Genomic DNA, 20109 nt, shown 5'->3' with positions numbered 1-20109 from the left:
GTGCGGCGTGAGTATAGATTTAAGTCAATTTTTTGAAGTGTTCTTTGAAGAAAGTTTTGAAGGCCTAGATACAATGGAGGCCGAGCTATTAAATTTAGAGCCCGGCGAAGAAGACTTAGAAATAATAAATACTATTTTTAGAGCTGCGCACTCAATTAAAGGGGGCAGTGGCACCTTTGGCTTTAACTCTGTTGCTGAGTTTACCCATGTGCTAGAAACCCTACTGGATCAAATACGCCAAGGTGAGCGCGAACTCACCACCGAGCACGTTAATTTATTGCTTAAAGCTGTTGATTGCTTGCGTGGGTTACTCGGTGAGCTGCAAGCAGAGCAAGAGCCTGATTTATCACACGCTACAACCTTAAAAAAACAGTTTGAAATTGTACTCGAGATGCAAGCCGATTCAGCCCCAAGCGAGGTAAGCGAAGTAACGGCTGCTGCTGAGGTAAATACCTTTCAAATTGATTTTAAACCGCATCATCACCTTTTTAAAACAGGCAACGAGCCTTTATTTATGATCAGCGAATTAGCTGAACTCGGTGAGCTTGAAACACAGGCATTTTTAGACGATATCCCAGATATTAAAGATTTAAGCAGTGACGAGTGCTACTTACACTGGCGCTTTTTTTTAAATACCAGCGAAAAAGAAGCCGCCATTAAAGAGGTATTTGAATGGGTAGAAGATGATGCCGATATAAAAATAGAGCTTTGTGGCGGGTTATTTGATGAAGACACTTCTCACAGCGCAAACGCTGATGAAAAGAGCAACGACAGCACAGCTCAAACACCACCTATTAGCGATGCTAAAAAAGCACCCGACAAACCTAAAAGCAAACCCACAGCCGATAAAAAGCCAGCATCAGCACCAGAGTCTACCTCCATAAGAGTAGGAATAGATAAAGTAGACTCGTTAATAAACATGGTCGGTGAGCTGGTGATAACACAAGCCATGTTAAATCAGTTGAGCGAGCAAGAAATTAGCGAATCGACCATTACGTCATTACAAGAAGGTTTGGCACAACTGGCGCACAATACCCGAGACCTGCAAGAAAATGTTATGCGTATTCGTATGTTACCGATTAACTTTGTATTTAGCCGGTTTCCGCGTTTAGTGCGCGATATAGCGCAAAAACTAAATAAACAGGTGGAGTTAAAATTATTAGGCGAGCAAACCGAGCTAGATAAAACGGTAATGGAAAAAATATCTGACCCTATGGTGCACCTAGTCAGAAATTCGCTCGACCATGGCCTTGAAACAATTGAACAGCGGGTTGCCGCAGGTAAAGACCCAGTGGGCACTGTGACCTTAAATGCCTTTCATCAAGGCGGCAATATCGTGATAGAAATAATGGACGATGGGCAAGGCTTAAATACGCAAAAAATTAAAGAAAAAGCCATTGCTAATGAGCTGATCACCGCTGATTGTAATTTAACAGATGATGAAATTAACGAGCTTATTTTTATGCCTGGCTTTTCTACCGCCGATGCGGTTAGCGACTTATCTGGGCGTGGTGTAGGAATGGATGTTGTTAAGCGCAATATTCAATCTTTAAATGGCTCGGTTGAGGTTTCATCAGCGCCTGGCGTTGGCTCTACCTTTACAATTAGGCTGCCCCTTACACTTGCCATTTTAGATGGTCAATTAGTTAAAGTTGCCCAGCATACTTATATTATTCCGCTTATTTCTATTGTTGAATCACTACAGATTGATATCACTAAAGTAAGCCGAGTGGGTAAAGACTTAGATGTACTAAGGCTGCGTGACGAATACATTCCTATTTTACGCTTATATCAAATTTTTAATCATCAAAACGCCATAGAGTCATTAGACAAAACCTTGCTGGTGGTTGTTGAAACCGACAACCAAAAAGTGGGTTTGCTGGTAGATGACTTACTTTCGCAGCAGCAGGTAGTCATAAAAAGTTTAGAGGCTAATTACCAAAAAGTAGATGGGGTGTCTGGAGCAACTATTTTAGGCGACGGGCGTGTATCGTTAATTGTTGATATTAGCGGCTTAATAAAATTATCAGGGCTTAAAAAACCAGGTAGCCAAGAGCTAATCATAGAATCAAAAACACCTCTGGAGGCTTCATGATTAGTGAACAAAGCGAGCTAAACAACAAAATTGATTTAGGACAACAGCAAGGCGTTAAGCAGTTTTTAACCTTTATTATGGCTGGCGAAGAATACGGCGTAGATATATTAACCGTGCAAGAGATCAGAAGTTGGGAAGAAATTACCGTACTGCCCAACGCGCCGGATTTTGTTAAAGGAGTGATAAACCTTCGCGGCACCATAGTGCCAATAATAGATTTACGCTTACGTTTTGGCTTGCCAAGCACTGAGTATGGGCCATTAACGGTTGTTATTGTTGTAAAAGTTATTTTTGAAAACGATTCAAAAATAATGGGCATCGCAGTAGATGCGGTGTCAGATGTTTACAGCATTGCAGAGCAAGACGCCAAGCCCGTCCCTAGCCTGTCTGATTCGAGTAATTGTGAATATGTCGCAGGGTTGGTGAACGTGGGCGAAAAAATGGTCTCGTTAATTGATTTACAAAGAACAATGGATATATAGCCACAGCGCTATGTAGCAACAAAAACAAACATAAAGGTGGTGATGGGCATGGGATGGTTTAGTAATCCGAAGCAGTCAGAATCAAGTAATGACTTAATCGTTAATGCATTAAATAAATCATTAGCGGTTATTGAGTTTGAACCCAGCGGCAGAATAATTACAGCTAATTCAAACTTTTTAAATGCAATGGGATACCGCTTAGAGGAAGTGCAAGGGCAGCACCACTCTATGTTTGTTGAACCAGATGAAGCACAGAGCAGCGAGTATAAAAATTTTTGGCAACGCTTGCGCGGTGGTGAGTTTATTTCTAATGAGTTTAAGCGTCTTGCTAATGGAGGGCGAGAGGTATGGATCCAAGCTACCTATAACCCAATTATTGATAGCCAAGGGCAAGTGCTAAAAGTAATTAAATTTGCTACCGACATTACCGAACAAAAGAAACAGGCCGCTGAAGCGCAAGGCCAACTTGAGGCAATTAGTAAATCTCAGGCGGTGATTGAGTTTAATCTTGATGGCACAATCATTACTGCCAATGACAATTTTTTAAATGGTTTAGGCTATCAACTTAGCGAAATAAAAGGCCAGCATCATAAATTATTTGTCGACCCAGAATACGCTAAAACAAACGAGTATAAACAATTTTGGGATAAGTTAGGACGAGGCGAGTACGACTCGGGCGAGTACATGCGAATAGGCAAACAAGGGCAAGAAATATGGATTCAAGCCTCTTATAACCCTATTTTCGATTTAAACGGCAAGCCTTATAAAGTTATTAAATACGCCAGTGATATCACCGCGCAAAAACAGCTAGAGCGCGAGTCTAAAAAGGCTGCCGATTTAGCAAGTGCGTTAACTGTTTGCCAAGCCAATGTAATGATTGCCGATAAAGACCTAAATATTGTATTTGTAAACGATCAGGTTAAGTTAATGCTCAAAGCGCGAGAAACTGAGTTGCAAGGTGTGCTACCTAGTTTTTCTGTTGATAATTTAATAGGCACGTGTGTTGATGATTTTCATAAGCACCCAGCTCATCAACGCGAACTATTAAAAAACTTAAAACAACCTTATAAAACTGAGTTACGTTTAGCGGGGCTTATTTTTAGTTTAATTGCTACACCGTGGATAAACCATGAAGGTAAGCATTTAGGCACTATTGTTGAGTGGGAAGATATTACCGATAGCGTAGCAAAAGCAGAGCAAGAACGTGCTGAAGCACAAGAAAACTTACGAGTAAAACAAGCCCTTGATACCGTAGCAACAAACACCATGATAGCCGATGCTTCAAATGTAATTGTATACATGAACAACGCGGTTAAATCGATGATGAGTATTGCTGAAGATGATTTGAAAAAGGAGCTGCCAAACTTTGATAGCACCAATTTAATGCAGCAAAACATTGATATATTCCATAAAAATCCGGCTCATCAACAAAACCTACTAGCTAAGCTTACAACAACTTACCGAGCCGAAATAAAAGTAGGCGGGCGCACCTTTGGTTTAGTTGCAAACCCTATTTTTACACCAGAACAAGAACGCATAGGCACCGTAGTTGAGTGGGAAGATAGAACGGGCGAAGTTGCAATAGAAAAAGAAATTGCACAATTAGTCAGCGATGCAGGAAATGGCGATTTAGAAACCCGAGTAGATGAAAAAGGTAAAGAAGGCTTTTTCTTACGCTTAGCGCAGGGCTTAAACAGCTTAGTTGAAATTGTGGATGATGCCGTTAGTGATACCGCGCAAATGCTTGATGCAATGGCCAATGGCGACCTATCAAAACGCATAGAAAAAGAGTATCAAGGCTCGTTTGATAAGCTCAAGCAAGATGCTAATACCACAGCAGATAAATTGACCGATGTGATTAACCGAATTAACTCATCGGCCACGTTAGTGGCCAGTGGCGCAGAGGAAATTTCGCAAGGCAACGCCGATTTAAGCCAGCGTACCGAAGAACAAGCTTCATCACTTGAAGAAACCGCGTCAAGTATGGAGGAAATGACCAGTACCGTAAGACAAAATGCAGATAACGCAAAAGTCGCTAACGATTTAGCCGAAGAAACCTGCGAGAAAGCAATTCAAGGTGGTGAAGTAGTTAATAGAGCTGTAACGAGTATGTCGGCCATTAACGAGTCGAGTAAAAAAATTGCAGACATTATAGGCGTGATTGATGAAATTGCCTTTCAAACTAATTTACTGGCACTTAACGCCGCCGTTGAAGCAGCTAGAGCGGGTGAGCAAGGCCGTGGCTTTGCCGTTGTTGCTGGTGAGGTGCGTAATTTAGCGCAGCGCTCAGCTGGAGCAGCCAAAGAAATTAAAGAGCTTATTAGAGACAGCGTTGCAAAAGTGACCGATGGCTCTGTGCTTGTAAATGAGTCGGGCGAAACACTCAGAGAAATTGTTTCAAGCGTACAACGTGTTACGCAAATGATTTCGGATATAACCGAGGCCTCTGAAGAGCAAAGCGCAGGCATTGAGCAAGTTAATAAAGCGGTTGCCCAAATGGATGAAATGACCCAGCAAAATGCGGCACTTGTAGAAGAAGCGTCTGCGGCGGGCGAGTCAATGGCTGAGCAAGCAAACGAGATGCGTCAGTTATTGCACTTTTTTTCACTCGGGCAGCAAGGCATGAACACATTGCCAAATACGCACTTTGAACGCTCAGCGCCCCCTGCACGCCAACCTAGTGGCTATTTAAAAAATACCCAACCCAAAGGCGAAAACTTTATAGACTCAGCAGATGAATGGGAAGAGTTTTAGTCATTACTGGCTTGCTAGTTAATACCCTAGCAAGCCTGCTTTACAAGGGATGGTATGACAATGAAAGAATTTTTATGTACCGATAAAGATTTTAAAGACATTGCCACTTTAGTTTATAACGCGTGCGGAATTGTGCTTGGCGATCACAAACGCGAAATGGTGTATTCCCGCTTAGCAAGAAGGGTAAGAGAGCATAAACTTAAAAACTTTTCTCAATACTTAGAGTACTTACACAATAATAAAGAGGCTGAGTTTGACGCATTTATTAATGCTATTACCACTAACTTAACCTCCTTTTTTAGAGAGCCCCACCACTTTGAGTTTTTAAAAAACACCATAGTGCCGCAGTTACTTAGCAGTAACAAAGTAACAAAACGAGTACGCGTATGGTCAGCGGGTTGCTCTACAGGCGAAGAGCCTTACAGCTTAGCAATAACCCTTGCCGATTTATTCCCAAGTTCTTGGGATGTAAAAATTTTAGCAACCGATTTAGATTCTAATGTATTAGCCAAAGCACAAGCGGGTATTTATACCGCGGCTAATGTAAATGGCTTAGAAAACAATGTACTTAAAAAGTGGTTTTTAAAAAGCAAAGATGGGCAAACATATAAAGTAAAACCACAGTTAAATAAACACATTTTTTTTAAACGCCTTAACCTTTTACAAGAATGGCCCATGAAAGGGCAGTTTGACTTAATTTTATGTCGTAACGTGGTTATTTATTTTGATAAAGAAACAAAAGACACCTTATTTAAACGTTATGCAAATGCACTTAATCGTGACGGTTATTTGTTTTTAGGGCACTCAGAGAGTATGGGAAAAGAGCATTCTGAGTTTAAAAATTTAGGGAAAACCATGTATCAAAAGCAACACAATGCACGCACAGTTTAGGCCGGTGCTCCCAGGGTTTGAACATATAAAACGTTACTGGGATGCAGGGCGCACAAGCGTGGTGGCAAAAATATTACCTGGCGAATTTTATGTCTCAAAAAATGATGAGCTTATTTCTACAGTGCTTGGGTCGTGCATAGCAGCGTGTGTTTACGATGAAAAAGCCGGTATAGGTGGCGTAAATCATTTTATGTTGCCAGTAAAAAAAGGCCTAGAATTAAACAGTGCCCATAGTTTGAGCTGCCGCTACGGGAATTGGGCAATGGAATACCTGATCAACGAAGTACTCAAAGGTGGTGCTGCGCGAAAAAATTTAAAAATAAAACTCTTTGGTGGCGGCAAAATAATTAGCGCAATGACCGACATAGGGATAGGTAATATTAGCTTTGCCAATGCGTATATTCAGGAAGAGTCGCTCAATCTTGTTGCACAAGATATGGGGGGGCCGTGGCCTCGAAAAATTTTTTTTCATCCGCATACGGGCAAAGTCCACGTAAAGAAGCTGAAGAATTTGCACAACAATACAATTGAAAAACGCGAAGTGCGCTACCTGCAAAACCTTAAGCAACAAGATAAAGCCACCGAGACTAACATAGAGCTGTTTTAGGAGCCGTAATGGTTAAAGTTCTGATAATAGATGATTCACCACTGATAAGGCGTTTGCTGAGCGAAATATTATCTCAGGCTAGCGATATCGAGGTTGTTGGCTGTGCTGAAGACCCTTATCAAGCACGAGAAATGATTAAATTGCTCAATCCAGATGTGCTTACCCTCGATGTAGAAATGCCAAAAATGGATGGCATTAGCTTTTTAAGAAACCTAATGCGCTTAAGACCTATGCCCGTTGTGATGATTTCTACACTAACCCAGCAAGGCTCGCCTATCACCTTAGAAGCGCTTGAGCTTGGTGCCGTGGATTTTATTGCCAAGCCAACTGTGAATGTTAAGCAGCAAATGAGTCAATATGCATATGTTGTGCAGCAAAAAGTGCGTGTGGCGGCAGGTGCAAGGGTAAGAAGTTTTAAAAAGGTAAGCACCGTAAGTGAGCCTTTACCTAGCAATGCACAATTTTTATTAAACAAGGTAATAGCGATAGGGGCTTCAACAGGGGGCACAGAAGCAATAAAAGAAGTGCTTATAAAAATGCCGACCAATTGCCCTGCCATTGTGATTACCCAGCATATTCCTCCGGTATTTAGTACCTCGTTTGCCCAGCGTATGGACCGCACCTGTGCAATTAACGTAAAAGAAGCGCAGCACGGCGACAAGCTCACTGCGGGATGGGCTTATATAGCCCCAGGTGGTTTGCACTTAAGTATAAAAAAAAGAGGGGCAAGTTTATATTGCGAGCTTGATGATTCTGAGCCTGTTAACCGCCATAAACCGGCAGTAGATGTATTATTTAACTCGTTACTTGAGTGCGGTGGAAAAAACATTGTGGCAGCGTTACTAACCGGTATGGGGAGCGATGGAGCAAAGGGCTTGCTTAGCATTAAACAAGCGGGTGGTTACACCATTGCACAGGATGAGTTTTCTTCTGTGGTGTGGGGAATGCCCAAAGCGGCGGTTGATTTAGGCGCCGCTCACGAAATTGTTGCGCTTGATAAAGTAACCCAACGCTTATTGCATCAGACTATAAAGGTGTAATTGCTACTGAATAACCCACGGCTGCGAAAACCAATAGTAACTACCAGGGTGCTTAATCGAAGGGGCGGTACAATTAAAGCGTGAACGACCTTTATTTAGCGCCTTTGGCGAGTCAATTTTTACAGTTGTGTCGTTTATCCAAGTTAATTTAGCCTGCCCAACACTTGATACATAACACGCAAACTGACTCTTATGAAAATCACCCATTTCAAACTCAATGCTGAGCGTTGGTGGGTTTTGTGAGGTTACACTGTCTTGGTAATCTAGGTTTTTAATACTAAACGCCCGAGAGTTTAATTTTGTAATTAACGTATCTAATTTACTGTAAAAGCCAGAGGCTGGAAAACGCGGTAAGCGGGTAAAGTTAGCGTTTTTATTTACAGCGCCTGAGTGCTGACCAATGCCAATAAAGCCAAGCTCTTTTACAAGCGCTTGTAGTTTGTTATTAAACTCACCATACGGGTACGCTAGGTATTTATAGTCGTGGCCTATTTCTTCTTTAATACGCTGTTGAGAATGCAAAATATCTTGTTTTATACGTGCTTGCCACTGTGCATCGCTCTCATCTTTTAGCTTAATATGCAGGTAGTCATGCTGGGCAGTGTGATTGGCAATTAACGCCCCTTTGCCTGCGAGCTCTTTTAATTTATCCCACCCCATTACGTAGCCTTTGCCTTCATCAATAAGGGTAGGGTTTACAAAAATAGTATAGGGGTAACCAAATTTTTCTAAAATAGGCGCAGCTTGTTCGTAGTTATTGTTGTAACCATCGTCAAAGGTGATAGCGACTGTTTTCTCAGGTAAGGTTTTGCCTTGTTGTATAGCGCTTATTAGCTCATTTAGTGCAATAACATTAAAATTATGCTCTTTTAAGTAGCTCAAATGCTTGGTAAACGTATTTGCGCTTACACTGGTCACAGCCGGAAGGGTTTCGCTTACATGGTGATACTGTAAAATAACCGCCGCATGAGCACGTACTGATAAACAAATGAGAGTAATTAAAACTAAATGAAACAATTTCTTAAACATAATAAGGCACACCATAAAAGCTTGCTGTTGCTAGCGGGTCCAATGATATTATCAAATATTACTGTCCCACTGTTAGGAATTGTTGATACCGCTGTTATTGGCCACTTAGGTAGCGCGCATTACTTAGCGGGCATCGCACTTGGCTCAGCTGTTATTTCTATTTTATTTTGGCTCGCCGGTTTTTTACGTATGAGCACCACAGGGTTAGTGGCCCAAGCATACGGGCAAAATAACTTAACACAGTTGGCAGCGCTTTTAAAACGCAGCTTATTACTTGCCGTGTGTGTGGCGTTAGCGCTTATAGCTTTATCGCCTTTGATAAAACAAGCTATTGCATTTTTATCAGGCGCAAATAGTGAGGTTCTTGCTCAAGCATATCAGTATTTCAGTATTCGTATATTTAGTGCCCCTGCCGCACTTTGTAATTTAGTGCTGCTTGGCTGGATGCTTGGCGTACATTATGGGCGTGGGCCATTTTACTTGCTGCTAGTGACCAATATTACCAACATAGTGCTCGATATATATTTTGTGGTGTATTTAGACTGGGCAGTAGCGGGAGCTGCGTGGGCGTCGTTAATTGCAGATTACAGCGCGTTGGCTTTTGCGTTGCTACTAGTGATTAAGCTCGCTAAAAAGCAAGGCGTGGAGCTAAGCGTGCCCAACTGGCTCAGTGTTAGCAAAATGGCAGAGCTACTTAGTTTAAATAGAGATATATTTATTCGCTCTTTAATTTTGCAATTATGCTTTAGCTTTATGACCTTTTATGGCGCCCGCATAGGTGAAACAACGCTTGCAGCGAATGCCGTGTTACTTAACTTTTTAATGTTAGTAAGCTTTGCACTTGATGGAATAGCCTATGCAAGCGAAGCCAAAGTTGGTCAAGCTAAAGGCCAGCGAAGCGTTAATAACATTAGATTATGGGTAAAAATAAGTGTGTTTTGGGGGATGCTTTTTGGCGTGTTATACAGCGTATTTTTTGCTGTGTTTGGCAGCGCTATTATTAAGCTTTTAACCAATGTACCCGAGGTGATAGAAGCTGCGACAAATTACTTACCGTGGGTAATAGTATTGCCTATGTTAGCAATGAGCTGCTTTTTGTTTGATGGCGTATTTGTAGGGCTCACACGGGCAAAAAATATGCGTAACAGTATGATTCTTTCTGCTGCTGTTGGCTTTTTTGGGGTGTTTTGGGTGTTTATAGAGTGGCAAAATAATGCGTTATGGCTGGCTATGAGTTGCTTTATGCTTATGCGCGGCGTTACGTTAATTATTAAGTATTTGCAGTTAAAAGCAACTAATCAGCTGCTAGATTAAGCGAACGTGTCATTTCCATAGGTCGGGGTCGTGATCTTTTGGCCCCATATCTTTTAAAACTTGCGAGAAACGATTGGCAAAAATACCGCTATAACCCCATGCAGCAAAAAATAATGCCGGGATTAAAATAACCACACCTATAATTTGTAAACTAAAGTGGGTGTAGTAGCCAAGGGCAATAAATATCACGGCTAGCACAAACAGTGCTAAGCCGCGAAAAAAGCGCGTTAAACTCAACTTAGGGTTACTCCCTAAGCGATAAATAAGCGGCTTTAACATTATTGCTTAGTAATAAGAGTGATCGCCCGCTTGGTGCTCGGTAATGTCGGCAACACCGGTGATTTCATCAAACTTTGCAATCATTTCTTTCTCGATGCCTTCTTTAAGCGTTACATCGATCATAGAACAGCCATTACAACCACCACCAAATTGAAGTACTGCAATACCTTCAGCGGTTACTTCAACTAGGCTTACTTGGCCACCGTGGTTAGCTAGCTGCGGGTTTACTTCGGTTTCTAGCATGTGTTGAACACGCTCATTTAGCGATGCGTTATCGCCTAGTTTACGTGCCTTTGCATTAGGCGCTTTTAAAGTTAACTGAGTGCCCATTTTGTCGGTAACAAAATCAATTTCAGCTTCTTCTAAAAAAGGAGCGCTTTCTGTATCTACTACGGCATCAAAACCATTAAAGTTAAGACGAATATCGCTGTCTTCTACGGCGTCTTCTGGGCAATAAGAAACACCACATTCCGCTTGTGATGTACCAGGGTTTACAACAAACACACGAATATTAGTTTGTTGTGCTTGATCTGCTAAAAGTTTAGCAAAATGCGCTTGTGCTGTTTCGGAAATAGAAATCATAAAACCGTCTATACTTGACTAAATTACTCGGATACTGCATATCATACTCCGCTCATCGTGTTGCGGCTAGTGTTGAGCGTAAAAAGTTGGCATCTATTTTAAGCAATGCTAGCGTGCAAATAACAAACATTTTTAGAGTGATTTATATGCGCTGGATAGTAACTATAATGGTGGCAATGCTTAGCTTTTCAAGTATGGCAAAACCACTTTCGTATTATTTTGAACAAGATGTAGAGTTTGATAAAACAATACCCACCCCACAAGACGTACTTGGTTACGAAGTAGGTGAGTGGCATGTAAGGCACGACCAACTGGTGCGTTACATGGAAATTCTAGCGCAAAAAAGTAATCGTATAAATTTTGAAGTAATAGGGCGCACACACGAGCAACGTCCGCTTGTGATGCTAAGTATTAGCAGCGCTGAAAAACTAGCTAACTTAGAGCAAATTCGCCAAGCGCACTTAGCCCGTTTAACAAACAGTGAGCAAGCTAAAAACACACAAAATGAGCCTGCTGTAGTTTGGATGGGATACAGTGTGCATGGCAATGAGTCATCAGGCAGCAATGCCGCTTTATTGGTTGCGTATTACCTTGCTGCAGCGCAAGGCCCAGAAATAGAAAAATTATTAAATAATACCGTTATTTTGCTCGACCCTTCACTTAACCCTGATGGCTTGGCTCGCTTTGCCAATTGGGCTAATAGTAATCGGGGGATGAACTTATCAAGCGACCCTAAAACGCGTGAACACGTAGAAAGCTGGCCAAGTAGCCGTACAAATCACTATTGGTTTGATTTAAACCGCGATTGGTTATTACTACAACACCCAGAGTCACGTGCACGCATTGCTAAATTTCATCAATGGAAGCCAAATATTCTTACCGACTTTCATGAAATGGGGCCAAACAGCAGCTACTTTTTTCAACCTGGCATTGCCAGTCGCAAGCACCCAATTACCCCAGATGAAAACGTAACGCTTACTAAAGCCATAGCCAATTACCATGCTAAAACTTTAGATAAAAATAACGCTCTTTATTTTACCGAAGAAAGCTTTGACGACTTTTATTACGGCAAGGGTTCAACCTACCCCGATGTAAACGGCGGTATAGGTATTTTATTTGAGCAAGCCAGCTCACGTGGGCATGTACAAGAAACCATAAATGGTACGCTTACGTTTCCTTTTACTATTAAAAATCAGTTATTAACAAGCCTATCAACCTTTCAAGCAGCGGTAGATAACCGCGAGGCGCTATTAACCTATCAGGCTAAATTTTATAACCAAGCAGTTGATTTAGCTCATGATGAAAGTTTTGAAGGCTATGTGGTTGAGGGTGCTAAAGACAACACCCGGATTAAACTATTTTTAAACCTGTTAAAGCAGCATCAAATTAACGCCTATCCACTTACAAAAGCGCTAAAAGCCAATGGCAAAAACTTTAGCACCCAGAGCTATTTTGTGCCGTTAGCTCAGCCACAGTTTCGTTTAGTAAAAGCTATTTTTAGTGAGCAAAAAAGTTTTGCCGATAACACATTTTATGATGTGTCGGGCTGGACACTCGCCCACGCTTTTAATTTAGAGTTTGCACAAGTAAAAAGTAGTTGGGGCTTAGAAGTAGCCAGCACTGCGTGGCAAAAAGCAGTTAAACCATCATTTGCTGCGTTAAAGCAAAGCTATGCATTTGGCTTTGCCTGGGACGATTACTTAGCGCCTAAAATGTTAAATAGCTTGCTAAAGCAAGGCATTAAAGCGCGTGTCGCGTTAAGCGCCTTAACAGCTAAAAGCAGCTCCACCGAAATAGACTTTGCACCTGGCAGCATTATTGTTCCTGCAGGGCTGCAAACAAACCCTGATTGGGTGGCTATTTTAAACGATGCTCAAACCCAGTTTGGCATTGCGATAAAGCCTATTACCACGGGCCTTACAGGGAAAGGCGCCGATTTAGGGTCGCGCACTATGGCGGTATTAAAAGAGCCAAAAGTACTGCTTGTGGGCGGTAAAGGCGTAAGCCAATACGAAGCGGGTGAAGTATGGTATTACCTTGACCGCTTTGTTGGTATTTCTCCGACCATAGTAGAAATGGAACGTTTAGGTAACCTAGATTTAAATAATTACAGCCACATTGTACTAGCTAATGGCAATTATTCGGGCTTACCCGATAGCGATAAAGTTGCCATTAAAAGCTGGGTAAGAAAAGGCGGCGTAATTTGGGGCCACAAAGGCGGCGCTAAATTTTTAGCTGATCAGCAATTACTTAAGGCTAATTATTTATCTAGGCAAGATGTAGCCAGCGCTTTTAATACTCAAGGACTAAATTACGCCGATAAAGATCATTTAGCAGGGCGACAACGCATAGCCGGCGCTATTTTTAATACCGATGTAGACACCACGCATCCACTAACGTTTTCGCTTAATCGTGAAACGCTGCCTGTATTTAAAAATAGTACCTGGTTATTAGAAAAATCATCCGCCCCGTTTGTAAACATACTCACTTATCCGCAAAAACCACTATTAGCAGGGTTTACCGATGGCGTAAATGAGCAGCAAATTGCCGGTGCAGCAGCCATGATGGCCCACTCATACGGGCGTGGCAGTGTTATTGCGATGACAGATAACCCTGTATTTAGAGGATACTGGTACGGCACAAGCCGATTACTTAGTAATGCTTTATTTTTTGGCCACACATTTAGAGTAAGAGGTGATTAACTACCCCTTTAAAGTGGCGTTAAACACGTAGCAAAAGCCCAGACTTGTTTAGCGCCCGCTTGTTTTAATACTCGGGTAGCCGCGTTGAGCGTGGCGCCTGTGGTCATTACATCATCTACAATAACCACCGTTTTACCGCTCATATCTTGTGTACATACAAAGGCATTTTTTACATTTTTAATCCGCTTGGCTCTAGATAATTGTGACTGTGCTTGCGTGGCTTTATTGCGTATTAGCACATTACTTATACAAATATGTTTTGCCAAACACGGTTGCCACACTTGGCTTACCTGATTAAACCCGCGTGTTAAAAAGCGCCCTCGGTGCAAAGGTAAAATAATAGCTATGTCGGGCTGGGTAGTTAAATTTTCAAAAAACACCGATAGCTGGCGTTTAATTACTTGTTGCAGCGCTTTTTTATAGTGAATTTGATTATTAAATTTGAGCCGTTTAAGCCAATGCTCAAAAGGGGGCTGATAAAAAGTACAGGCAAAGAGCTTATCAAATTCGCAATGCGGAAACATTTCTACAATATCCGGGCGGTGCAATAAATTACTGTGCTTATTTAAATCAAACACGCTTAAATCCGCTAAGCAATAGTCGCATAATCCCTCTTGAGCACTAATAACTCCCTGACATTGCACGCAATAAGAGGGAAATAACCAATTAAAAAATGAGTGTTGCATTGGCTGCTCCTTGCGTTGCTTTCGTCAATGTAAGCGTTATGATGTGGCTAAGTTTGGTTAAGGTTAGGCAAATATGCAAAGCGAGTTAGTTTTATTACATGGTTGGGGCATGAACCAAGGCGTATGGCAATTAGTGCAGCCAGAGTTAACGTTTTTATACAGTGGCTCGGTGCGCAGCATTGACCTGCCTGGCTTTGGCAACAGCAATAGCTGCCCAAGCCCTTATAATTTACACGATGCAGCTGAAATCGTAAGCGAGCAACTTAGCCCTGGCTCTATTGTAATGGGCTGGTCGCTAGGAGGATTGTTTGCACTTTATATTGCTAAACATTGGCCAAATAAAGTATCAAAAGTAATTTTAGTTGCCTCAAGCCCTTTTTTTGCCGAGGCAGATGATTGGCCCGGAATAAAAACCAGCGTGCTTGAGCAATTTAAAGAGCAATTAGTTAATCACCGAGAAAAAACCATAGAGCGCTTTTTAGCTATTCAGGCCATGGGTAGTGAGTCGGCACGCGATGATATAAAGCAGCTAAAGCACTTGCTAAATCAGTACAGCGCCCCTAAAAGTGAGGCGTTAAGTGCGGGTTTAAATATTTTACAAAATGATGATTTACGCAACGTATTTGCGCATTGCCCAGTGCCTATAAAAGCGATATTTGGCCGTTTAGATGCGCTGGTACCTTACAAAGCAATTAATAAAATGGCAGCACTAAATACTGAGTTTGAATACGAAGTACTAGACAAAGCCTCCCATGCACCGTTTATTTCTCATAAAAAAGAGTTTTTATCTGCCGTTAAATCAATGCTTTAAAATAGCCTAAAGAAAGGTGCTGTTTAAAGCTTTATTTTGCCCATGAAGTGAGCGATAATTAAACAATATTTATTTTTTGGAGGTACAGCATGGCTATTGGTTCAGTATTTAATAGTGGTGTAGAAGGGTTTAATCGTGCAAGCCAAGGTATAGAACGAGCAAGCGCAGAGATAAACCGTGCCACCATTGAAGAGCAAGACGATACGCAACTAGCCCAACAGCGCCAGTTAACAGCTGCGCGACCTGAAGAGGCTGTAACAGCGCCTGTTGCTCAACCAGCTCGGGTTGACGAAGCGCTTGTTAATTTAAAAGTTGAAGAGTTTAATGCCAAGGCAAACACCCAATCTATTCAAACTGCAGATGAAGTGCTTGGTACGCTAATCGATATTAAAGTTTAAACGTTATGAATATTGTCACGCCATTTCCGTCTATCAATATAAACACCGCCAATGTTTATACTGAAACCGCTCGGCGTGACAACCAACTGCGCGAAGTTATTCCTGCCCCTGCGCCCAATAGCGCCAGTAATACCGAAACCAAAGCACAAAGCGATGCTGATAAAGCAAAACTGCCAAGCAGTGCAGAAGCCGCCACCTATGATGCAACCGGAAAACTCAGTGATGAGCAAGCTGTTGAGCAGCGCCAGCAAGGCAGCGAAGATTCAGATAGCGAACAGCAACAAAACCAACAAGCAAGCGAAGAGACACCCGAAGAAGAGCAAGATCAGCAACAGCTAGAATTAGAACAGCAGCAAATTGAAGAGCTTAAAGCGCGCGATACTGAAGTGCGTGTGCACGAACAAGCTCATGCATCGGTGGGTGGGCAGTATGCAGGCTCACCAAGTTATGAATACCAACGTGGACCAGATGGCACTAATTACGCTGTTGGCGGTGAGGTACAAATTGATGTATCTGAAATCCCCGGCGATCCGCAAGCCACTATAGATAAAATGCAAACGGTACGTGCAGCCGCACTTGCCCCTGCTGAACCTTCTAGTGCCGATAGAGCCATTGCCGCTGATGCAACCCAAAAAATGGCCGCAGCGCAAGCTGAATTATCAGCCCCTGCTGACGATGAAGCGCAAGCACAAGAGCCACAAAGTGCGTTATCTATAAACGAAACCAGTACCGCTGAGTCTCAAAACGATACTAATACCGAGCAAGCACGCGACCCAGAAGTAGACGCACGAGCTGGCCGTATTGCTAATTTTTATCAAATGACTAGCTCCCCCCAAAACGAGAGTGGTTTTTCTGCGTTTGGTTAAAACCAGCTAAGCATAATTAAAAAAGCCGCTCAATGAGCGGCTTTTTAGTTTAAGGAGACATCACTTAATGAAGCAAAAGGGTATTATTTTTTTACTTTTGCATTAGCAAATGCATCGGCAAAGGCATTACCCATCATGGCGTTACCGTTATCGCGCTTTGGTTTTGCTGCACGCGGTTGCTGGCCCTGATTACTGCGTTGCTTTTGCGGCGCGGCAGCGGGTTTATTGCTTGTGTCTATTTCATCATCTAAGCGCATAGTAAAGCTAATGCGTTTACGTGGGGCATCTACCTCAACCACTTTTACTTTTACAATGTCACCGGCTTTTACTACTTCGCGCGGATCAGAGATAAACTTATTAGTAATTGCCGAAATATGCACTAGGCCATCTTGGTGAACACCTACATCAACAAACGCACCAAAGTTAGCAACGTTAGAAACCACACCTTCTAAAATCATACCGGGTTTTAGGTCTGTGATTTTTTCTACACCGGCTTTAAATTCAGCAGTTTTAAACTCAGGACGAGGATCACGCCCAGGCTTATCTAGCTCTTTAATGATGTCGGTAACGGTAGGTAAACCAAACTTCTCGTCGGTGTAGTCATTAGCAACCAGCTTATTTAAAAACTCGCTATTGCCTATTAAGCTATTTACATCAAGGTTGTTACGCTCACAAATAAGTTTAACAACAGGATAAGCCTCAGGGTGAACTGATGAGTTATCAAGTGGGTCTTTACCCTGATTAATACGCAAAAAGCCTGCTGCTTGTTCAAATACCTTTGGTCCTAAACGCTCAACTTTTTTAAGTTCGCTACGCTTAGTAAACGTGCCGTTAGTGTCGCGGTAATTTACTATATTTTGCGCTAAGGTTTTATTTAACCCCGATACGCGAGTAAGAAGCGGCACCGAGGCCATATTTAAATCAACACCCACAGAGTTTACACAGTCTTCTACCACTGCGGTCAGTGTTTGGCCTAATTGACTTTGCGATACATCGTGTTGGTATTGGCCTACACCAATTGATTTTGGCTCAATTTTAACAAGCTCGGCAAGTGGGTCCTGCAGGCGACGCGCAATAGATACCGCGCCACGCAAAGACACATCTAAGTTAGGAAATTCATTCGCTGCAAATTCAGACGCAGAGTAAACAGACGCGCCGGCTTCGCTTACCATAATTTTGTTTAATTTAAGCTCAGCATTGGCCTTAATAAGTTCACCTACTAGCTTGTCAGACTCGCGTGATGCGGTGCCGTTACCAATCGCAATAAGTTCTACTTTATGCTGGCGACATAGTTGCTCTAATGTACGTAACGATTTTTCCCAGTGATTTTGTGGTGCGTGGGGGAAAATAGTTTGGGTTGTAAGCAATTTACCTGTGCCATCAACTACGGCAATTTTACAGCCAGTTCGCAAACCAGGATCTAGACCAAGCGTGGTACGCGGCCCAGCAGGGGCGGCCATTAGTAAGTCTTTTAAGTTTTTAGCAAATACATCTATAGCGCCGGTTTCGGCTTTTTCTCGCATGGCTGCTAAAAATTCATTTTCTAGGTGTAGGCCAAGCTTTATTTTCCATGCCCATTGCACAACACTTAATAACCATGCGCTAGCTGCTTTATATTTCACATCTAAGCGGTAGTGATCAGCAATCATTTGCGCACATAGCTGGGCTGCATTTTCGCTGCTTGGCTCTGGGTTAATACTCAGCTGCAAAATACCTTCGTTACGCGCGCGCAACATAGCAAGTGCGCGGTGAGAAGGGACCTTTTTAAGAGGTTCTTGATGGTCAAAGTAGTCGCGGTATTTGCTGCCGGCTTGCTCTTGGCCGTCAATAAGTGTGCTTTGTATAGCGCCGTATAGGCTAATGTGGCTTCTAAATTTAGCTAATAACTTGGCATCTTCTGCAAAGCGTTCCATTAAAATAAATTTAGCGCCATCAAGGGCTGCTTTGGTATCAGCAATGCCTTTGACGGCATTTATAAACTGCTGCGCTTGTTGCTCTGGTTCTAAGTTTGCGTCGTTAAATAGCGCATCGGCAAGTGGCTCAAGGCCTGCTTCAATGGCTATTTGCCCTTTGGTACGACGTTTAGCTTTATAAGGAAGGTATAAATCTTCAAGCTCAGTTTTACTTTGTGCGCTGGTTATATCGGCACTAAGTGCTGGCGTTAATTTATTTTGCGATTCGATGGTTGATAAAATAAAGCTGCGGCGCTCTTCAAGCTCGCGCAAGTACGACAAACGTTGCTCTAAAAGGCGTAATTGCGTGTCGTCTAATCCACCGGTAATTTCTTTACGGTAACGCGCAATAAAAGGAACCGTTGCGCCTTCATCAAGTAATTTTGTAGCAGCAACAACTTGTTGCTGTTGTGCATTTAGCTCAGTGGCTAAACGTGCAGAGATATCGCTCATGCATAAACCTTTTAATACAAAAAATAAAACCAGAAAATCCCTCTGGTACTGTTATACCCAGCTTATTAAAGTTGCTATTTAATGAGTTTGGTAGGTATTTATTAGTTGAATAATATCACAGCAGGTTGTAATAAAAAGCTCTTAAAGCAAGCAATTTTGCTTGCTTTAAGATGGTTGGCTTGGCTGAGCTTACAAAGCGTAAAAGCGCGCTTTAGTGAGGGTGATCTACGCTTTCTAAAACATCACTAAACGTGTGAGCAATAGGGGTAATATGCACTGGAATGTGTAACGTTTTAGCTATTTGACGCGCCGAGATTAACCCGCATATTTCGTTATTAGTGGTTGTTGCTAATAAAAACATGCTGCCTTGATGCTCCATTGTTTGTAGTGCATCGCCAATACTTGCATAGCTTAGGCTTTGCATACTTACGCCATTAAGTTGGCTAATAGGTGTCATAATGTAGCGTAAGCTCACTTCATTGCGGCTGGTATTTAAACGCTGTGCAATGGCCGTAATTTTAGCGCTTTGTAGGTCAGCACTTGAAACAATACCAATTAATTTTTGCGCATCATCAGTCACCAATACATAGTCAGAATGCTCTGCTAGTACTTGTTTAAGCGCCTCGCTGATAGGGGTGTCGTATTGAGCGCGAATTGGCGTTTTTTGGGTAAAGTTATTGATTACGGTTAAAGCCGGAGATGTTAAATCAATAGTGGCTTGTTGATCTTCAAACGTGCTTGCAATAACGCCATGAGAAATATTTTGGGTACGTAATTCTTTAAAGTTAGACATAGTAGTCACCTTATTAGTTATAAAATTTAATCAAAAAGTAAAATTGTGAATTAAATTAAATAACTAGGTGGACCACGTTGATATGCCGTACTAAAAGGACGGTATAGGTTTGTACTTTGGTAAAAAGATGAAACAGCATTAGGTAGCGGTTGAAACAACCTAATAGCAAATGCATTAACATGAGAATCTAAGTCAATGTCGGGGGTTGCTTGGTCAGGAAATTCACAAGCGATAAAATGATTAGATATACTGGCGTTATCTATACTTACTTCGGTGGTATTGGCATGAAGAGTCAAACTCACACTCATTAAAAGTGCAAACAATACGGCATTACTACATATGCGCTGTACTAAGTTTGACATAGCCACTACCTTA

General features: G+C 42.1%; 18 protein-coding genes. 11 read left to right on the top strand and 7 right to left on the bottom strand.

Going from position 1 to position 20109, the window contains the following annotated elements; all coding sequences use genetic code 11:
* The first annotated feature begins 7 nt into the window (after positions 1-7).
* The 6 genes from NQT65_RS17730 to NQT65_RS17705 are packed head-to-tail and all read left to right on the top strand — an operon-like array spanning position 8 to position 7869.
* Positions 8-2095, top strand: coding sequence for a chemotaxis protein CheA (locus NQT65_RS17730; RefSeq protein ID WP_256851680.1), 2088 nt, complete (start codon positions 8-10; stop codon positions 2093-2095).
* The gene (locus NQT65_RS17725; RefSeq protein ID WP_004588228.1) at positions 2092-2577 is read left to right on the top strand and encodes a chemotaxis protein CheW; all 486 of its coding nucleotides are present in this window, start codon (positions 2092-2094) and stop codon (positions 2575-2577) included. Before NQT65_RS17730 ends, NQT65_RS17725 begins: the two co-directional genes overlap by 4 nt.
* Before the next feature lie 48 nt (positions 2578-2625).
* Positions 2626-5331 carry a methyl-accepting chemotaxis protein gene (locus NQT65_RS17720; protein ID WP_121638242.1) on the top strand — a complete coding sequence of 902 codons (2706 nt, stop codon included), beginning with the start codon at positions 2626-2628 and terminating at the stop codon, positions 5329-5331.
* Positions 5332-5391: 60 nt separating this feature from the next.
* Positions 5392-6222: a CheR family methyltransferase gene (locus tag NQT65_RS17715; protein ID WP_054983326.1), complete on the top strand. Its 831-nt coding sequence runs from the start codon at positions 5392-5394 to the stop codon at positions 6220-6222.
* The gene (cheD, locus tag NQT65_RS17710; protein WP_029774194.1) at positions 6206-6829 is read left to right on the top strand and encodes a chemoreceptor glutamine deamidase CheD; all 624 of its coding nucleotides are present in this window, start codon (positions 6206-6208) and stop codon (positions 6827-6829) included. Before NQT65_RS17715 ends, cheD begins: the two co-directional genes overlap by 17 nt.
* Positions 6830-6837: 8 nt before the next feature.
* Positions 6838-7869, top strand: a complete 1032-nt coding sequence (locus NQT65_RS17705) for a protein-glutamate methylesterase/protein-glutamine glutaminase (protein ID WP_256851679.1) — start codon at positions 6838-6840, stop codon at positions 7867-7869.
* 3 nt (positions 7870-7872) lie between these two features.
* On the opposite strand, the gene NQT65_RS17700 is transcribed toward NQT65_RS17705, so the two are convergent.
* Positions 7873-8898, bottom strand: coding sequence for a polysaccharide deacetylase family protein (locus NQT65_RS17700; protein ID WP_256851678.1), 1026 nt, complete (start codon positions 8896-8898; stop codon positions 7873-7875).
* A gap of 42 nt (positions 8899-8940) precedes the next feature.
* On the opposite strand from NQT65_RS17700, the gene NQT65_RS17695 reads away from it, so the two are divergent.
* Positions 8941-10212 (top strand): MATE family efflux transporter, encoded by a 1272-nt coding sequence (locus NQT65_RS17695; RefSeq protein WP_054983329.1) that lies wholly within the window; start codon positions 8941-8943, stop codon positions 10210-10212.
* Positions 10213-10221: 9 nt separating this feature from the next.
* Here the strand turns inward: NQT65_RS17695 and NQT65_RS17690 are convergent, their stop codons facing one another.
* Together NQT65_RS17690 and nfuA are read right to left on the bottom strand one after the other, a co-directional pair.
* Positions 10222-10491: a hypothetical protein gene (locus NQT65_RS17690; protein WP_029774191.1), complete on the bottom strand. Its 270-nt coding sequence runs from the start codon at positions 10489-10491 to the stop codon at positions 10222-10224.
* A gap of 6 nt (positions 10492-10497) precedes the next feature.
* Positions 10498-11073, bottom strand: a complete 576-nt coding sequence (gene nfuA / locus NQT65_RS17685) for a Fe-S biogenesis protein NfuA (protein WP_096042447.1) — start codon at positions 11071-11073, stop codon at positions 10498-10500.
* A 146-nt stretch (positions 11074-11219) separates the two neighbouring features.
* Here nfuA and NQT65_RS17680 point away from each other — a divergent pair, with 146 nt between their 5' ends.
* Complete coding sequence (locus NQT65_RS17680; protein ID WP_256851677.1) at positions 11220-13775, top strand: M14 metallopeptidase family protein; 2556 nt, start codon at positions 11220-11222, stop codon at positions 13773-13775.
* Between the two features lie 8 nt (positions 13776-13783).
* On the opposite strand, the gene NQT65_RS17675 is transcribed toward NQT65_RS17680, so the two are convergent.
* On the bottom strand, positions 13784-14461 hold the full coding sequence (locus NQT65_RS17675; protein ID WP_256851676.1) for a ComF family protein: 678 nt from the start codon (positions 14459-14461) through the stop codon (positions 13784-13786).
* 73 nt (positions 14462-14534) lie between these two features.
* Here NQT65_RS17675 and bioH point away from each other — a divergent pair, with 73 nt between their 5' ends.
* The 3 genes from bioH (at position 14535) to NQT65_RS17660 (ending at position 16536) form a co-directional block, all read left to right on the top strand.
* Positions 14535-15272, top strand: a complete 738-nt coding sequence (gene bioH / locus NQT65_RS17670) for a pimeloyl-ACP methyl ester esterase BioH (protein WP_126008500.1) — start codon at positions 14535-14537, stop codon at positions 15270-15272.
* Between the two features lie 89 nt (positions 15273-15361).
* Positions 15362-15670 (top strand): hypothetical protein, encoded by a 309-nt coding sequence (locus tag NQT65_RS17665; RefSeq protein ID WP_004588240.1) that lies wholly within the window; start codon positions 15362-15364, stop codon positions 15668-15670.
* A 5-nt stretch (positions 15671-15675) separates the two neighbouring features.
* The gene (locus tag NQT65_RS17660; protein ID WP_256851675.1) at positions 15676-16536 is read left to right on the top strand and encodes a putative metalloprotease CJM1_0395 family protein; all 861 of its coding nucleotides are present in this window, start codon (positions 15676-15678) and stop codon (positions 16534-16536) included.
* 83 nt (positions 16537-16619) lie between these two features.
* Here the strand turns inward: NQT65_RS17660 and NQT65_RS17655 are convergent, their stop codons facing one another.
* The 3 genes from NQT65_RS17655 to NQT65_RS17645 all read right to left on the bottom strand — a co-directional run bounded on the left by NQT65_RS17655 (position 16620) and on the right by NQT65_RS17645 (position 20096).
* Positions 16620-18941: a Tex family protein gene (locus NQT65_RS17655; RefSeq protein WP_256851674.1), complete on the bottom strand. Its 2322-nt coding sequence runs from the start codon at positions 18939-18941 to the stop codon at positions 16620-16622.
* Positions 18942-19152: 211 nt separating this feature from the next.
* Entirely contained in the window at positions 19153-19734 is a 582-nt protein-coding gene (locus NQT65_RS17650) for a CBS domain-containing protein (protein WP_138685095.1), read from the bottom strand.
* Between the two features lie 50 nt (positions 19735-19784).
* Positions 19785-20096, bottom strand: coding sequence for a hypothetical protein (locus NQT65_RS17645; protein WP_256851673.1), 312 nt, complete (start codon positions 20094-20096; stop codon positions 19785-19787).
* Positions 20097-20109 lie beyond the last annotated feature (13 nt).

This window comes from Pseudoalteromonas agarivorans, from assembly GCF_024518735.1.
GTDB classification, from domain to species: Bacteria; Pseudomonadota; Gammaproteobacteria; order Enterobacterales; family Alteromonadaceae; genus Pseudoalteromonas; species Pseudoalteromonas atlantica.
Note: the sequence above shows the minus strand (reverse complement) of the source record. Positions and strands in the feature narration are given on the sequence as shown.

Excerpts from the sequence above, each read along its gene's own strand:
- bioH (WP_126008500.1), top strand. The coding sequence starts at position 14,535 with ATGCAAAGCGAGTTAGTTTTATTACATGGTTGGGGCATGAACCAAGGC.
- NQT65_RS17690 (WP_029774191.1), bottom strand. The coding sequence starts at position 10,491 with ATGTTAAAGCCGCTTATTTATCGCTTAGGGAGTAACCCTAAGTTGAGT.
- NQT65_RS17665 (WP_004588240.1), top strand. The coding sequence starts at position 15,362 with ATGGCTATTGGTTCAGTATTTAATAGTGGTGTAGAAGGGTTTAATCGT.
- NQT65_RS17705 (WP_256851679.1), top strand. The coding sequence starts at position 6,838 with ATGGTTAAAGTTCTGATAATAGATGATTCACCACTGATAAGGCGTTTG.
- NQT65_RS17645 (WP_256851673.1), bottom strand. The coding sequence starts at position 20,096 with ATGTCAAACTTAGTACAGCGCATATGTAGTAATGCCGTATTGTTTGCA.
- cheD (WP_029774194.1), top strand. The coding sequence starts at position 6,206 with ATGCACGCACAGTTTAGGCCGGTGCTCCCAGGGTTTGAACATATAAAA.
- NQT65_RS17655 (WP_256851674.1), bottom strand. The coding sequence starts at position 18,941 with ATGAGCGATATCTCTGCACGTTTAGCCACTGAGCTAAATGCACAACAG.
- NQT65_RS17650 (WP_138685095.1), bottom strand. The coding sequence starts at position 19,734 with ATGTCTAACTTTAAAGAATTACGTACCCAAAATATTTCTCATGGCGTT.
- NQT65_RS17680 (WP_256851677.1), top strand. The coding sequence starts at position 11,220 with ATGCGCTGGATAGTAACTATAATGGTGGCAATGCTTAGCTTTTCAAGT.
- NQT65_RS17660 (WP_256851675.1), top strand. The coding sequence starts at position 15,676 with ATGAATATTGTCACGCCATTTCCGTCTATCAATATAAACACCGCCAAT.
- NQT65_RS17700 (WP_256851678.1), bottom strand. The coding sequence starts at position 8,898 with ATGTTTAAGAAATTGTTTCATTTAGTTTTAATTACTCTCATTTGTTTA.
- nfuA (WP_096042447.1), bottom strand. The coding sequence starts at position 11,073 with ATGATTTCTATTTCCGAAACAGCACAAGCGCATTTTGCTAAACTTTTA.
- NQT65_RS17675 (WP_256851676.1), bottom strand. The coding sequence starts at position 14,461 with ATGCAACACTCATTTTTTAATTGGTTATTTCCCTCTTATTGCGTGCAA.
- NQT65_RS17720 (WP_121638242.1), top strand. The coding sequence starts at position 2,626 with ATGGGATGGTTTAGTAATCCGAAGCAGTCAGAATCAAGTAATGACTTA.
- NQT65_RS17695 (WP_054983329.1), top strand. The coding sequence starts at position 8,941 with ATGATATTATCAAATATTACTGTCCCACTGTTAGGAATTGTTGATACC.
- NQT65_RS17725 (WP_004588228.1), top strand. The coding sequence starts at position 2,092 with ATGATTAGTGAACAAAGCGAGCTAAACAACAAAATTGATTTAGGACAA.
- NQT65_RS17715 (WP_054983326.1), top strand. The coding sequence starts at position 5,392 with ATGAAAGAATTTTTATGTACCGATAAAGATTTTAAAGACATTGCCACT.